Origin of the sequence: Paenibacillus sp. Y412MC10 (assembly GCF_000024685.1) — a bacterium.
Classification (GTDB): Bacteria; Bacillota; Bacilli; order Paenibacillales; family Paenibacillaceae; genus Paenibacillus_AQ; species Paenibacillus_AQ lautus_A.
Genome location: NC_013406.1, coordinates 2,365,555 through 2,380,773, shown reverse-complemented (window position 1 = coordinate 2,380,773; position 15,219 = coordinate 2,365,555). Strand labels below are relative to the sequence as shown.

General features: G+C 52.4%; 11 protein-coding genes. 1 reads left to right on the top strand and 10 read right to left on the bottom strand.

Going from position 1 to position 15,219, the window contains the following annotated elements; genetic code table 11:
* Positions 1–2: 2 nt before the first annotated feature.
* The 9 genes from GYMC10_RS10205 to GYMC10_RS10160 form a co-directional block, all read right to left on the bottom strand.
* Complete coding sequence (locus tag GYMC10_RS10205; protein ID WP_015734408.1) at positions 3–1,316, bottom strand: nucleotide sugar dehydrogenase; 1,314 nt, start codon at positions 1,314–1,316, stop codon at positions 3–5.
* Position 1,317: 1 nt separating this feature from the next.
* Positions 1,318–2,805, bottom strand: a complete 1,488-nt coding sequence (locus tag GYMC10_RS10200; protein WP_015734407.1) for a polysaccharide deacetylase family protein — start codon at positions 2,803–2,805, stop codon at positions 1,318–1,320.
* A 420-nt stretch (positions 2,806–3,225) separates the two neighbouring features.
* Positions 3,226–4,152 carry a hypothetical protein gene (locus GYMC10_RS10195; RefSeq protein WP_015734406.1) on the bottom strand — a complete coding sequence of 309 codons (927 nt, stop codon included), beginning with the start codon at positions 4,150–4,152 and terminating at the stop codon, positions 3,226–3,228.
* Positions 4,152–5,513 carry a nucleotide sugar dehydrogenase gene (locus GYMC10_RS10190; RefSeq protein ID WP_015734405.1) on the bottom strand — a complete coding sequence of 454 codons (1,362 nt, stop codon included), beginning with the start codon at positions 5,511–5,513 and terminating at the stop codon, positions 4,152–4,154. Before GYMC10_RS10190 ends, GYMC10_RS10195 begins: the two co-directional genes overlap by 1 nt.
* Positions 5,514–5,687: 174 nt before the next feature.
* A complete protein-coding gene (locus GYMC10_RS10185; protein WP_015734404.1) occupies positions 5,688–6,494 on the bottom strand; it encodes a response regulator transcription factor in 807 nt (268 codons plus the stop codon).
* Positions 6,495–6,552: 58 nt separating this feature from the next.
* A complete protein-coding gene (locus tag GYMC10_RS10180; RefSeq protein ID WP_176502381.1) occupies positions 6,553–7,920 on the bottom strand; it encodes a glycosyltransferase family 2 protein in 1,368 nt (455 codons plus the stop codon).
* Between the two features lie 43 nt (positions 7,921–7,963).
* Complete coding sequence (locus tag GYMC10_RS10175; protein ID WP_015734402.1) at positions 7,964–9,157, bottom strand: HEAT repeat domain-containing protein; 1,194 nt, start codon at positions 9,155–9,157, stop codon at positions 7,964–7,966.
* An 18-nt stretch (positions 9,158–9,175) separates the two neighbouring features.
* Entirely contained in the window at positions 9,176–11,434 is a 2,259-nt protein-coding gene (locus GYMC10_RS10170) for a hypothetical protein (protein WP_015734401.1), read from the bottom strand.
* Between the two features lie 774 nt (positions 11,435–12,208).
* Complete coding sequence (locus GYMC10_RS10160) at positions 12,209–12,727, bottom strand: HPP family protein (protein WP_015734400.1); 519 nt, start codon at positions 12,725–12,727, stop codon at positions 12,209–12,211.
* Positions 12,728–12,874: 147 nt separating this feature from the next.
* Here GYMC10_RS10160 and GYMC10_RS10155 point away from each other — a divergent pair, with 147 nt between their 5' ends.
* Positions 12,875–13,831: a GntR family transcriptional regulator gene (locus tag GYMC10_RS10155; protein ID WP_015734399.1), complete on the top strand. Its 957-nt coding sequence runs from the start codon at positions 12,875–12,877 to the stop codon at positions 13,829–13,831.
* 335 nt (positions 13,832–14,166) lie between these two features.
* On the opposite strand, the gene GYMC10_RS10150 is transcribed toward GYMC10_RS10155, so the two are convergent.
* The gene (locus GYMC10_RS10150; protein ID WP_015734398.1) at positions 14,167–15,189 is read right to left on the bottom strand and encodes a potassium channel family protein; all 1,023 of its coding nucleotides are present in this window, start codon (positions 15,187–15,189) and stop codon (positions 14,167–14,169) included.
* Between the last annotated feature and the right edge of the window lie 30 nt (positions 15,190–15,219).

The window sequence follows — 15,219 nt, the reverse complement described above, 5'->3', positions numbered from 1 at the left end:
TCTTACAAACTCCAATAATGAAAGCCATGGGCTTCGCATTCGGTTTTTGGATAAGCTCCCTTCACGTCGATCAGAAGCTTCGCCTGTTCCGAACTGAACATCTCCTTGAATGCCGCGATCCCGAGCTGCTTGAACTCCCGGTGAGCGACCGCCACAACCGCAATCTGGATTCCGCTCAGCTCGCTCATGTCCGACAGCTCGATGCCGTATTCCTCGTAAGCCTGCTTCGGGTCTACGTGCGGGTCCGCCACCATCGGCCGGATTCCGTAATCCTGCAGCTCCCGAATAATATCGATGACCTTGGAATTGCGGATATCCCGGCAGTCCTCCTTGAACGAAAGGCCCATGACGGCCACCTTCGCCTTCATCAGATCGATCCCTTGGCGAATCGCAAGTTTAATGACGTGCTGGGCGACGTATTTTCCCATTCCGTCATTGATATGCCGACCTGCCAAAATAATCTTGGAATGATACCCCGTATCCTCGGCCTTATACGTCAGATAATACGGGTCGATTCCGATGCAATGCCCGCCGACGAGACCAGGGCGGAACGGGAGGAAATTCCATTTCGTTTCCGCTGCGCGCAGCACGGCATTCGTATCGATGTCCATCTGGTTGAACAGCATCGAAAGCTCGTTCATAAAGGCAATGTTGATGTCGCGCTGCGCATTCTCGATGACCTTTGCCGCTTCCGCCACCCGGATGGATTCCGCCCGGTGAACGCCTGCCTCGATAATCAGCTCATACAGTCTGGCAACCGTCTCCAGCGCCTCCGGATCATTGCCGGACACGATTTTCACGATGGTCTCCAGCCGGTGGACCTGGTCTCCGGGGTTAATCCGTTCCGGAGAATACCCCACCTTGAAATCCTCGCCCAGCCGCAGGCCCGACTCCTCTTCGAGAATCGGAATGCAGACTTCCTCCGTAACGCCCGGATAGACCGTTGACTCATAGACAACCACCGCTCCCCGCGTCAAGGCGCGACCGACCAAACGGCTGGCATTCCGCACGAATTTCAGGTCCGGCACATTGCCGCTTTTTACGGGTGTCGGAACGGCCACGATAAAGCAGCGAGCCTCCTTCAGCTTGTCCGGATCCGAGGTGAAATCGGCCGCACAGCCCGCAAGCAAGTCATCTCCGATCTCACCGGTAGCATCGAATCCGCTGCGATACTGAGACACCTTCGCCTCGCTCAGATCAAAGCCGATGACATCCAGCCTTTTCGAGAACGCGACCGCCAGCGGCAGGCCGACATAACCCAGTCCGACGACCGCCAATTTATTCACGCGGTCCAGCATGTTTTCATATAATTCCATTTTACTCCATCTCCATTGCGGCCTGCTCCTGCAACTGCATCATGTCCGCCATTTTCACAAACGTGTATCCTTTATCCTTGAGGCCTTCCAGCACGCGCGGCAGCGCCTCAATGGTATGAATGTCATCCAGCATATGCAGCAAGATGACGCTTCCCGGCTGCGTCTTGGTCATAACCCCGTTCACAATATCGTCGGCACTATTGGAAATATCCCAATCCAGCGTCGTCACGTCGTACATGGCAATCACCGGGTAACCGACTGCCGCCAACGCTTTGGCCCGTTTATCGTCGACCACGCCGGTCGGCGGACGAAACAACATGACAGGCTGCTGCTGGATGGCTTCGGTAATGACCTGATGCGCCTTGACGACATCCTGCTGAAGCTCTTCGGGCGTCAGCGATGTAACGACGGGATGGCTGTAGGAATGGTTGGCCACGTCATGCCCGCCTTCCACCATTGCCCGCGCCAAATTCGGATTGCTTTCCACGCCTTTGGCCCTCAGGAAGAAGGTCGCTTTGACATCATGCTCGGCCAAAATATCGAGTATGCGGGTCACCGTTTTATCGCTTCCGAAATCGTCAAACGTCAGGGCAACTTCTTTTTTGTCGGTATCGACTTGATAAACCAGCTCATACTTCGCCCGTTGATAATCCGGATTGATGCGGGCAGCGTCATATCCCGGAATTTGCTCAAGCGGCTTTCGCTCGCCCCCGTTCTGCACCAGCTCATCCAGCGTAACCAGCCGATATCCGATATCGTCCACGGCCTTGGCAATGTATTTTATAGAAGAGACCACTTCCGGATTGACGTCGGTGTTCATGGAGATGATGCCGCCTCTGGAGACGAACCTCGCCACGTATTCTCCGATGGCTTCGGCACTCTGCATATCGCGGTCCTTCGGATTGATGTTATAGCTGACAACCGCCTTCATTCCAAGATGCGCTGCCGCCAGCGGCACATCTTCCGGGTAATCGCCCGAACGCGTCCGGACATAGCGGGGCTGGGCGCCGGTCTCCCGTTCAATAACGTCGTTTGCCAGCTTGATCTCCTTATAGATCTGATCGTAATCCAGCTTGTTCATATCCAGCTGATTGAGCGTATTGTTCTCGATTTCATGGCCTCCGGCCAAGATCGCGCCCGCAATGTCCGGCTCCTCCGCCACTCGGATGCCCGGAAGAAAGAAGGTCGCCTTGATTCCGTACGTTTCCAGTTCATCGATCAGTGCCGTCATGGTGGCTTTATCCCCCATGCCGTTAAAGGTAAGCGCCAATTCCTTCCTGGCCGTATACACGTACGGAATTTCCCTGCTCTTCTCCCCCGTATACCGCTCCACCTTTTGAGCAGGCGCTATCGGACCTCCCGCTTCATCGCTGGAGGCTGCTTTACCGCCGAAAAAACCGCAGCCGCCCATAAACGCCAGGATCGCCAGCAAAGCGGTCATTCGGGTAAGCATGCAAAACACTCGGTTACTACTAGAAACTCTTTTCATTAGAATACTCCTTTAACATTTCAAACAGGGCTTATTCTGGAGCCCCTCCTGAACAAACCATTAGAATTTAACACCAACCTGATGTAATTGCTATGCTTTTTTGAAAAAATTCATAAAAATCCACCTTTTTCAAAAATCAATGATATAAGAGCTTAGAAATCGTCGTCCATCTTATATCAATATTTGCCCTTTGTTTCAAAGCATGTTCCTCTGCCTGCCGCTCAATGATACCCATTATAGAATTCGGTTCTCTACAATTTCTAGACAATACCTCGCAGACCCGATTTCCCTTCCCTTCCTTGGACAAAAAAATACCCCCGCAAGTCTCTTGGAGACCTTCGGAGGTACGTTGAATGAGTGAATGATATGAAGTTGTTTCCTTGTAACACGGAGCAGAGGCGACAGGCCATTATGGCAATATCACTGCTCTTCCCCGCCCATCGCGGTTCGTTTGTGGACCCAGGCCTGATAGTGATGGACGGCCAATCCCGCGAAGGAGGAATGGTCGCTGCCAAGCTTGGCGGCGCGCAGGGCTTCGTCCTCCATCTCCTGCTCGCTCTTGGAATAAAAGGTCAAATGCTCGCCTTCGTCCGTATCCCCGAGCTCCATGCCGATCCACACGGATTTGCCGAGTTCGTCGGCCTGCTCCAGCTCCTCCTTCGACAATTCATACATCTGCTCCCCGCTGTCGCGGTATGCCATAACGGCAATCGCATCCGTATTTTGGATCATCCAGCGGCTGAACGAATCGGTATCCGCTCGGCTCGGTCCAGGTATCGAATCAAGCCAGAACGGAACCGCGGCACTGAACGGGAGACCCTGACGCTTGGCCTCCTGGACCCAGACTTCCGTGTTGGCGCTCCATTCTTCCACCACCTGTTCCTGTTCGCGATCCCACCTGCGAAGCACGTAAGGCTCCACATCGAACTGCACGCCCTCGAATTTCTCCTCGGGGGCGGAAGCCTGGTTGTACTCTTCCAGCCAGGCCAGCAGGTCCATCCCTTTTTGCCGGCCTTCCTCATAAGCCCAGTCGGGGTGGCCGTTCAAAGCATGGACGCTGATGCCCTGCCGATGTGCCGCAGCCACGAAATGGCGGTACTCCTCGTCCGTAACCTCTTGTTGAATTTGCAAAAAGATCGTTGTAATGCCTTCCCTGCCGCTAAAGGCTACAATCTCCTCCGTTTCACTTCGGATCAGACTTGCATCCCACAGCCAGGTAGCCTTGTTTTGATTCACCTTGCCTGACGGAAGAAGAAAAAGGATCAGCAGCAAAAGACAGATGCCGGCAGCCAAGATGATCCACTTCGCTTTTGCATCGATATGCCTCAGTCTTCTCGTCCATTTCATCAGATCAAGACAGCCTCGCCCGGCTCAGGCACATGCTGAACGGAATGGCCGATCTTGTAAATATGAGGCTCGGCATACGCTTTAAATGCATTCCGCGTGTCCAAGATCGGCACGCCGGCCGAAGCGATCGAATGATAATCCAAATTGCTGTGGTTCGTAATGAGGACGATGCAATCGTAACGGCTGAATTTCGCGAGATCATACTCCACGCTGCGAATCGTTTCGCCTTGCTTATCCACGAAACTGTTGGCATATGGATCGTAGTAATCCACATAAGCGCCGTTCTCCTTGAACTGTTCGTAAACTTCGAGGCCCGGGGATTCGCGCAAATCGCTGATGTCCGGTTTGTAGGCCATGCCTAACAACAGGATATTGGAGCGCTTGATCGATTTGGCATATTCATTCAGAATCGTCGCCGTTTTGTTGATCACGTAGTAAGGCATGTTGTCATTGGTGGATTGTGCCAGCTCAATGAATTTGCTGTAAAAGCGGAAGCCCTTGGCCTTCCACGATAAGTACATGGGATCCAGCGGGATGCAGTGGCCGCCGATGCCTGGCCCCGGATAGAACGGCATGAAACCGAACGGCTTGGTGGCCGCCGCATTGATCACTTCCCATACATCGATGCCCATACGGTCGCACATCATCGCCATCTCGTTGACGAAGGCGATGTTCACGCTGCGGAACGTATTCTCCAGCAGCTTGGACATTTCCGCAACTTTCGGATTGCTGACAGGTACAACCGTCTCCACGTACTGCTTGTACAGCGCTTCGCCCAGCTTCAGGCAGGCATCCGTCGTGCCGCCGATCACCTTCGGCGTGTTCCGCGTATTAAAGCGGCTGTTGGACGGATCGACGCGCTCCGGCGAGAAGCACAGATAGAAGTTCTGGCCGACCTTGTAACCGAGCTTCTCGATCGGTTGTTGAATCAGTTCCTCCGTGGTTCCCGGATACGTCGTGCTCTCCAGCGTAATTAACAGATTAGGCTTCATGAAGCGTTTGAGCTGATCGACTACCATTGTAATGTAGGAAGTATCCGGGTCCTGATTCTCGCTGAGCGGCGTCGGCACGCAGATGCTGACCGCGTCAATGACGGCGATCATGCTGTAATCCGTTGTCGGCTTAAAGCGTCCGGTCTCCATGCATGCCGCAAGCTCTTCGGACGAGATGTCCGTAATGTAGGACTCGCCGCGGTAAATGCGGTCGATTTTGTCGGAATCCAGATCGATGCCGATGACCGTAAATCCTTGTTTCACCATCTCCACAGCCAGCGGCAAACCTACATAACCTAGTCCCACAACACCCAGTACAGCTTTCTTATTTTCAATGGCACTCAATAAAGTTTCATATTCCTCATTCACAAGTATTCAACCTCCATCGGATGTATAGTCTATTCGTCTATTTCTTTTGTTCGTCGGCCAAAAGACAGACTTGTTTGTTGAACTCTTTCCTTGCGATTAAAGAACCTCTTCAGCTCAACTAATCACGTATCAATCCTGAATCTCATCTAACTAAAAGCTTTAATAACCATGTGTTTAATGAAGGCAGCGTCGGATGCGGGCATCCAGCTCCACCGGCGAGAACGGTTTGGTTACGTAGTCATCGACCCCGTTTTGGAAACATTGGCTGATGGTTTGCTCTACCCGCTTCTCGGTTAACACGACAATTTTCGGCGGCTCCTTCACGTCCAGCTGCTGGATATGATGAATGAACGGCAGGCCGTCGATGCCATGCAGATTCAGCTCGGTCAGGACAAGATCCGGCTCCCATTTCGGGATCAGCTCCAGTGCCTCCAAACCATCCACCGCTTCCAGCGTTTCGTAACCCTGCATGGCCAAGCGAATCTGTAAAAATTCCCTCATCGTGGCATCTTGGTCCACAATGAGAATGCGGTTTTGGCCGCTGTCCGCTTCCTCCTGCGTAAATATATGAATATCCGAAGAGGTGCTGAGCCTGGCGGTTTCCGCCATCTGCTTCAACGTCTGCCGAGGCGGCGCTTCCGTAAGCGCTGCAAGCGTAATACGCGGGTCCGCTTGCTCGAAACGGCCCTGCAGATGCTGCTTCAGGAGCAGTGCCTGATAATGGGCGGCATCCAGCGTGTAGCCAGGCAGGGTAACAGCCGATACGCCGGTATTGGCGTCGTGCAGAACCTCGCCGTTTACGCCGGTCAGCTGGTCCACAAACCTTTGAACCTCCGCCAGCTCAGCCTCCGTCCCGGACGGATTGCCAGCACAGTACAGAAACAGCAATGCTGTTCCATTGGGATGTTCTCTCACTTCCTCCTCCACGCGGCCGTAAAAATCGACGGCCTGCACGCGTTGCAATGTTGCCGATTGAGACATAACAGTAAGTCCCACCTCTCTTTATATTTTGATGCTGCATTTGAACCGGGCCTTGAAGTCAAGCCGCCTCGTTCTTATCTTTCCAGCTCTGCCGGGTCATGGTGCCCCATGAATTGTTGTTTTGCAAATATTGAATATGTCCCTGTACTCTCCACAGCACGCCAAGCTGATGGTAACCCACAAACTTGAGCGCCGAGAAGAGGAGCATTTTCACCAGGTCGGACAATTTGGTATACCGGCGGAAGGCCATCTCCTCCAGGATGAGGGCTCCCACACTGAGCAGGTACCCGCTTAAAAAATTGACGAGCCCGAACACGACCAGCACATGCCAATTTGTCATATCCAGCAAAACATATCCAAGCAGAGCCAGAAGGCCCGTAATTCTGAAGTAAGGGTTTAGCGCTTCGAAAATAACGTTGTAGGGCATTGTCAACAAGCCCATGACTTTATATTTCGGATTGAACACCATATCCCGGTTCTCGATCATGTTCTTCAAGTTTCCGCGTCCCCAGCGCTTGCGCTGATTGGACAAAATGTTGTAGCTGTCCGGCGCCTGCGTCCAGCACACCGCTTCCGGACAAAAGGAAACGCGGTATTTGATTTTATTTTCCAGCATATAGCGGTGCAGCTTGATAATGATGTTCATATCTTCGCCGGGGTAACCGCCGCGATAGCCGCCAACCGCAATGACATAGTCTTTCCGGAACAAACCGAAGGCCCCGGAGACGATGATGAGCCCGTTGAAATGGCTCCACCCGATTCGGCCCCCCAGAAAAGCTTTCAAATATTCGATCGATTGAAACATCGGCCACATCCGGCGCGGCAAGGATACGTCCTTAACCTCACCGTTCTCGATCACGCAGCCATTGGCAATCCGGACGTCGCCGCCGATCGCCACCGTCTCCTCGGGATTCTCCATGTACATCCGGGCCATCCGGATCAGCGCATCCTTCTCCAGCAATGAATCCGCATCGATGGAAGAAATCAGCGGATAACGGGACAGGTTGATGCCCGCGTTCAAGGAATCCGCCTTACCGCCGTTCTCCTTGTCGATGAGGTATAGCTGCGGGTATTGCGGATTATAATAAATGCCCCGCACCTTGTTCGTGCTGATGTTGCCGCGGATCTCCGGATTGGGCAGCAGTGTCAAACCATACTCCTCAATCAGCACCTTCAGCGTTTCGTCGGAGGATCCGTCATTGATGACGATGACCTCGTAGGTTGGATAGTTCAGCGTCATGAGGCAGCGGACATTCTCCGCGATCGTCAGCTCTTCGTTATAGGCCGGGACCAGCAAGGATACCGATGGTACCAGTTCCGAGCCCGAAAGCGTATTGTATTTCGAATACGTCGCGCGTCTGAAAATATCCTTAATATTTCTGAAAGAAAACATCAGAATTACAAAATAAAGCGCGCTAACGATCATGACGTAATAAATCGCCACCATCCCGTAAGTGAGCAGGATATCTCTAAGCAGTGTAATCTCCTCCTACTCCTGCAACCGTGCCGATCCGTTTGTTCGTTTGAACGCCGAAATAACGATCGTACACCAGTTTTCTTTTATTAAATGCCACCATTTGCTCCACTTGCTCGTATTCGCCTTCGTTGGACATGATCCGTTCGATCCGGTACAGGGCCGTTTCCCTGGCTGGACCTTCTCCTGTAAGCGCGGCTTGGCACAAGGTCTCGAAGCCTTGTTCTCCCAACATGGCAAGACTCTCCGCGCTGTTGTTCCGCACATGCCAATTCTCGTCCTTCAGGGCTGAAGCCAGGAGCGGAATGCTGCCTGCGGCATGAAGCCGTCCGAGCGCTTTCGCCGCTGCCGCCCGCACTTCCCACTCATGATCATTCATGAGTGCCACAATAGTGTCATCCTTCAGGGCCGGGTTCGAGCCAAGATACAGCTTGACGGCCTCGGCACGCACGTCCTTCTCCTCGGATCCGACCAATCGGTCGAGTGCCGGCACGACGGCCGGAATGGCCTGTCCCCACATGGCAACAAGCGAAACCTTGACTAGCCCTGGATCGGGATCGTCCAGAAGCTTGCGCATGAGGCTGGCCGAATCCAGCCGGGTCTCCAGCAAAATATCGGCAGCCATATGGTGAATGGCTTTATCGTAAGACAGCAGCTTGGACAACATTTCCCGAATCTGCTGGGACGAAACCGCGCTCTTGGCAATTGCCCGCGCAATGATGATGGTCATCGGACCGTATTTCGTCCGGTTCATCAGCTGCTGGAGCTGGGGAACGGCCTCTTCCGCCCGCATCCCGCCGAGGCGGTAGACCGCTTCAATGCGGCGGTCTTTCCTCATGCTGGATAATGCCCGAATTTCCTGTTCCACAAACCCGGCGTCCCGGCACAAACGCAGGAGCTTCTCTCTGGCGTCGCCTTTGAATTGCTCGATCCACTCCATAAACTTGGCTTGGATGACCCGGCGTTCGGCCGACGTCAATTTGCCTGGCGGCAGCTCCAGCGTGGTATCATCATGCAGATGACTCTGCACATACACAAAGTAATCATGGTGTTTTTCCGTAAATCGTTCCGTTTCTCTTTGTATGGCATTATGCTTGATCTTCATTTGGAACAACAGGATAATGCCGGCTGCAATCAGGCCGAGGCATACATAGACAAAGACGTATGCCATTTCTAAATTTGAAAACATCTCCGATGGCTCCTCCTTTTATTTAGCATCTGGCTGCCGCCCCGTTTCAGGGAGACGCGTGAATATTTCCTGCATATCGTAATAGCTTTGCTTCAAGCGTTCGCTGTATTGGGTTGCTTCCCACAGCTCCCATGTATAAGGCTCGATGTCCTGCAGATTAATGGACTGCCCCGATCCTGAAGCTGGTTTGCCGGTGTTCTCGGATCTTTCCGTGATCCATGGAACCAGCCGGATACCGTCCGCCGTGGTCGTGCTGAACGTGCGCTTGTCTTGAAGCGGACTGTAGTCCAGCACCTGCAGCGAGCTCGGATCTCCGAATCCTAGAAGCATCCACGGAATCCTCATCTCGACGAAGCGGTCTTGATACTGCCATGCCGTAAGGGAGTTGAAATCCGGAGATTCCGGATCGCTGGTTCCCCGTTTCAGCGTCCCCACCGTCTCATCCACAAACGGATGGGAGAATCGGGTGTCCGGCGGATTCATCAGCAGGCTGATGGCCAGCTTCCAGGAATGGAACGAGCCGCCCGGTACGACGGGATCGTCCTTCGTTCCCTTGGCTTCCTCTCCCGGCAGCATCCAATAGCCTTCCTTGCCGTACAGCCGGCTGTGGAAATCGTAAGATGGCGCTATGGTTACCTGGGATTCGTCCTCTTGACCTACCTGAATCAACGTTTCCAAAGCCCCGCCGGTGAGCGTTCGTCCCGCCAGCTCTTTCTTCGGTATATCGCCGCCAGGGATGGTGTCCGCTCCGATGAAGAGCTTGGAACGTTTCGGATCAAATGCTTCGTCCAGCTCCATGCCGATATACAGATAAGCCTCGTCATGCGTCAATTTCATGTTCTTTACGCCCGGAGCCGTACCGGACCAGGTTTTGACTTCCCCTTCAGGAACCTTATCCCAGTCGGTCAAATCCCCGTCGATCGTAATTTGTTCCGCTTTACCCGGCTGCATCGCCAGAACGCCGAACATCTTTTCGTTGGTCAGCACATTCAACCAGAATGCCCGGCGGTCTGCCGGTATTTCAAAAGGCATCGTGTTCCATGTTTTCTTGAACCATTCGTCCTGCCACATGAACAAGATCGCTCCGGAATAGCCTTCGTCGTAAATATCCTGGGTCAGAGAGACATTTACTTCGCCTTGCTCCGCTTCGTCATGTCCTCCTTGATCCTTCCCTCCAGGACCGTGGTGGGAAATACCGATGGAGGAAGGCACGCCGTACTCGGTAACCATGATCGGCATATCCTCGAACTCTGCCTTCAATTTTCGCAAATAGGCTTTGTACGTGTTGTAGCCACCGTCCCCGTCGGGAAGGGTCTGCAATGTTTTGTCCGTCCGGAAAAAATCCGGATAGTACGGGTACACATGGTATGCCGCAAAATATCCCGCATCCCAGTTCACCGGTTCGACATGCCTTGCATCGACGGACACCAGGTCTTCTTCAAACAGCGGTTCCCCCGGATGCTCAAGCACATCGGTCGTGACCCAATTGGTAAATGTCATCGGATGCTGCCACCCGTACTTCTGCTCCTCGGCAGCCGTGTAGTCCAATAAAGATGCCAGCCAATTCTCGAAGGGACTTGCGTCCTTCGTCCCCGAGAAATAGGACCCCTTATACTGAGGGACACCCTTATGTACCTTGTTGGTGTTATCAACCATGGCTGGGTCCCATTCCGTACCCACATGCCAGGCCATGAGGTACTTGCCCGCATTGACCTTATACTTGCCGCTCGACTGCCCATGCTTGGGCTCAACGTTGATATCCCCGTAAACTGCAGCGACTGCCTTCGAGATCTCCGCTTTAAACGTTTGGACGATTTCTTCGTCATACGCATCCCGACGCTCGATTAGCTGCTCCTCCGGCGACCAGATGCCCTGCATGAAGTACAGGGGATCATCGCCTTTATCCCGGTTGTATTTCACCAGCGCGGAATAAAAGACCGGATTATGCACCGTGTAGACCCTAATGACGTTTGCTCCCATATCATCGATCTGTTTGAACCAGCGCAGATAATCTTCCTCGGTGGCCGGCAGCTCGCCGGGAAAATGCCCGGGTACGGTTGCGCCCAGGTTCACGCCCTTGGCAAAAACCTCTTTCCAAACCTCTTCATCCTCATATACCAGAAAGGAGGTTCCCTCTGTTTTGAATTTCATTTTCACGCCGTCCGCATCCGCATACGTTTTTAATGACGGCCGTAGATATCCTAAGATTACAGCGGCACCGCAGAGAAGCACTATAGTGCAAAATGCTGCGACAACCCACCATTTTCGCCTGCTCATCGTCTTCGTTGCTCACCTGCCCTTTCTTTGACATGCTTGTTGCTGCACCGACATATGACGACTGAGCCATACTCGTCATTCTATAGCCGATGCGCTCCCGATACCATATTCCTTCTTTACCAACTTTTCCGATCTCGATAGTAGTCAAAAAGAAGTAAAACAAACTTCTTCCATAATTTTCCCCCGATAAATCAAATCGCTGCTCCTTCCTGCCTGTTCATTGACAACTTCACAGCCTGATGTTAGTTGTGTGAAACCAATGTGCGTTTGCCCTGACAAGGCTGGAACCGAACGACTTCATCCCATCCGTGAGATACAGCGAGATTTACGAATATTTTCAGAAAATTTTCGCGAATCGTAATGTTAAACGCAAAAAAATTGCTAAAGTTCCGGTCATTTTTACATCATTATCCATAGTTATGACAAATTTGATACCAAAGTCGTATAAAAAAACGGCTGAGAACCGCATTCTGTAAAGGTTTGGCAATATTAACCTTTTATCCAAAATGAGAATAGAGTCCTGTACCGGGATTGTGTAATATTCTATAGATTTGATAACCAGGATCAAGTGGTAAGTATCGCCTATTTTTCGGGATTTCGGTTTGGATTTCCCCTCATTGCGTTATATAAATTAGTTTGGTTAATGTTCAAATCTGCGGTGCGACAACATAAATCAGACCCGGTCCATTGTCGGTCCGGGTCTGTTGTTGACGATATGAGATTGAAGAACTTGCCATGATTACCGTTTATTCATCAAAGAAAAAACTGCCTTCACTACCAAAAAGTCGGATATCTTCGTTCCTTTACCGCATTATTGACAAGCAGAGCCACCACTACGATCATGACCGATCCGACGAGCACGGGCGTGAACAGGAATGACCAGCCGCTGCCAGCCATAATAACGACCAAGGGGTCTGCGCCGGCGGGAGGATGGGTCGTCTTGGTCATTCCCATCAGGCTGATCGCGGCTCCCACCCCGATCGCCATGGCCCATATTCCGTCACCCAGGACCTCCAGCGTTACAAGTCCCGTAAGCGTGGAAATAAGATGCCCTCCGACCAGGTTTCTTGGTTGTGATAACGGCGCATCCCATACTGCAAACGCCAGCACGCAGCTCGCCCCAAAGGGCGCCATGATCCATGGACTTCCTGCGAGCGCGGAGAGAAGGGCCAGTAAGCCGATCGAAACGGCACCCCCGATAAAGCCAACGGCGAGATTCATGGGACGAACGGTCAACGGACTTCTAGCCCCCCCTTTCATTTTCTGCAAATAAGAATCAGCTTGATCCTTCATATTAACCCTCCATATTCATAATTAACTAGTTATTTAGTTATATATAAAATAACGATTTAAAACTATACTTGTCAATACCTTTGTTGTATATTTTCAGTTTTTTGTGTAAAGTTAAATTACTAGTTGACTAGGAAAGAAGGTCTCGATATGGCACACAAGCTCATGCTTCGAGTCGACCCGCACGCTCCCATGAATGTCAGCACGCAAGTCAAGGAACAGCTAAAGTGGCTGATTGGTATTGGACAGATCGAACCATTCGATATGCTGCCCCCGGCGGGCGCGCTCGCGGATAACCTCGGTCTGAACCGGAACACCGTAAACCTGGTGTACAACCAGCTGAAGGACGAGGGGATCGTCTCCATGCATAAAGGCAAAGGAACGCAGGTTCTGAACAACCCTCAGGTAGAAGAGCTTCGAAATCGCAGAAAGCTGATGCATGAGCTCGCAGAGCGAACGACGGAGGAGCTGGGCTCCCTTCATATCCCGGCGAGCGAGTTCTTTGCCGCATCCCTTGCCTATACGCTGCTGCAGGAGCCTGTCCTGAACGCAGAGCGGCGAATTCTGTTCATCGAATGTAAAGGGCATGATTTCCCCTTCTATCAGAAAGCGATTGAGGAAATTACCGGCGCGGAAGTCAAAACGGTGTTTCTGGAGGATTTGTTGGCGGGAGAACAAGCGCTGCTCGAAGCGTTCGACTATTCGAGCCTGATTGTCACGACGCTTAATCATGATTCCGAAGTCAAAGCCCTGTGCAGCAAATACGACAAAAAAGCTTTCGTTATTGGCGCGAATGCGGAAACGTCGGTCCTGCTTGATATTGCCCGGCTGACACCTGGCAGCCATCTCAGTTTTGTCTGCCTGGGGAAGGCAGGTGCGCAGTGGATGGCCGGCCGCGTTCAAGAAGCCGGTATCGATGGGGTCCGTGCCAGCCTGGCCGGTCTGGATCATCGGGAAGACCTGCTGCAGCGGATCGAGCAATCCGATCAGGTGTATGCCTCTGATGCCGTATATGAAGAGGTTCGATCGTTAGCTCCCGGCAAGGTGAAGCTGTTTCCCATGGCACTGGAGAAGAGCAGCGTGAACATGCTTAGAGACATGATCTGAAGCCCATATGAAAAAACGCCCACTGTTTAAACAGGGGCGTTTTCACTTTGGAATATATCCATTCATCCGCGACGGATGTCCCATACTTTGGCTGCCGACAACCCTCAATCGAGGAGTCAGCTGCCGTTACCCATGACATCCGACCGCTGACCCAAGTGTCATTTCCGAGAATCCAGCAGGTCAAGCAGTCGATTTACACCGACCACCTGGAACAAGCAGATTAACGCATATGAATTCGAAACGTCAATTCGTAATTGGCAGCTTCGCAATAAAAAATGCTGCCTCACCCGTTCACGTGAGACAGCATGGTCTTTTAATGAAATGTTCGCAGCCCCTCAAGCAAGCTTACCGGCAATCCGGTTCATGGTCGCTTCGTCCGAAACCACATACAGCCTCGCATCCCGCGGAATCGGCAAATCGAGCTTGCGGTTGATGCTGAGGTCACTGCGATCGGAGATCAGCGTCGCTCCTTGCCGCAGCAGATCCTGAAATGCATCCCCGTAGGTCTTCCATGCGGGGTTTAATGCCACTTCGTAAATATCGTCGCCGTGCTGGCGGCTGAGCAGCTGCATCAGCACATCCGAGTTTCCTTCCTGCAGCGCTGCCCGCACCGCCAATCGGGAAACGGCATCGTGCGAGAGGACAAACTCGTTTACTTGATTGTGGCGGAAATTCTGCACATGCTTCTCCTGCATGATCTCCACCGTGGTATGTACGTCCGGCGCTATCCGCTCGATGCTCGAAACAATCAGGAGCGACTTGCCGTCCACCAGCGCCGATTCGTCGATCCGGGCGTCCGCGAAGACAATGGCCGATTTGGCCTCCAGAATGTTGGCTCTCATCAGCACATCATCCGATGCAGGATCGCCGCTTACAAAATGCACCTGTTCGAGATGCTCCACGGGATGCCGGCTGGAATCGTCGATGACCACGATCTCGGACTGCGGCGAATACGACAGAATCTCGTCGATCGCGGACATCGCTTTTTTGCTCCAATTGATAATGATGACATGGCCGCTGCCCTTAAAGTTCAACCTGCCCGCTCCTCTCTGCCGCTGCATGCTTCCAAACGATTCGATCACTTTACCGATCACTAAACTGAGCAGCCCGATACCGAAGATATAGATGAATATCGTTAATATCTTGCCCGGTACGGTAGCTGCATAATAATCGCCATAACCTACGGTGGCCATCGTGGTAAGCACCCAGTAAAGGGCGTTAAACCAATGGTGAAACGTTTCCGGCTCCAGCAGGAATGCCAGGGTCGAGCAAAGCACCACAAACAGCACCACGATCACGCTGATCGTTGTTTTACGCAGACGCATCATTTTCAAAGATAATCTCAGAAAAAAGTGCACGCTCCTGCTCCTCTCCCCATGGGTGCAAAT

What these genes read in the sequence shown, in the direction of transcription:
- GYMC10_RS10200 (WP_015734407.1), bottom strand. Translation starts at nt 2,805, where the DNA reads ATGAAAAGAGTTTCTAGTAGTAACCGAGTGTTTTGCATGCTTACCCGA.
- GYMC10_RS10170 (WP_015734401.1), bottom strand. Translation starts at nt 11,434, where the DNA reads ATGAGCAGGCGAAAATGGTGGGTTGTCGCAGCATTTTGCACTATAGTG.
- GYMC10_RS10155 (WP_015734399.1), top strand. Translation starts at nt 12,875, where the DNA reads ATGGCACACAAGCTCATGCTTCGAGTCGACCCGCACGCTCCCATGAAT.
- GYMC10_RS10160 (WP_015734400.1), bottom strand. Translation starts at nt 12,727, where the DNA reads ATGAAGGATCAAGCTGATTCTTATTTGCAGAAAATGAAAGGGGGGGCT.
- GYMC10_RS10185 (WP_015734404.1), bottom strand. Translation starts at nt 6,494, where the DNA reads ATGTCTCAATCGGCAACATTGCAACGCGTGCAGGCCGTCGATTTTTAC.
- GYMC10_RS10180 (WP_176502381.1), bottom strand. Translation starts at nt 7,920, where the DNA reads ATGATCGTTAGCGCGCTTTATTTTGTAATTCTGATGTTTTCTTTCAGA.
- GYMC10_RS10195 (WP_015734406.1), bottom strand. Translation starts at nt 4,152, where the DNA reads ATGAAATGGACGAGAAGACTGAGGCATATCGATGCAAAAGCGAAGTGG.
- GYMC10_RS10205 (WP_015734408.1), bottom strand. Translation starts at nt 1,316, where the DNA reads ATGGAATTATATGAAAACATGCTGGACCGCGTGAATAAATTGGCGGTC.
- GYMC10_RS10175 (WP_015734402.1), bottom strand. Translation starts at nt 9,157, where the DNA reads ATGTTTTCAAATTTAGAAATGGCATACGTCTTTGTCTATGTATGCCTC.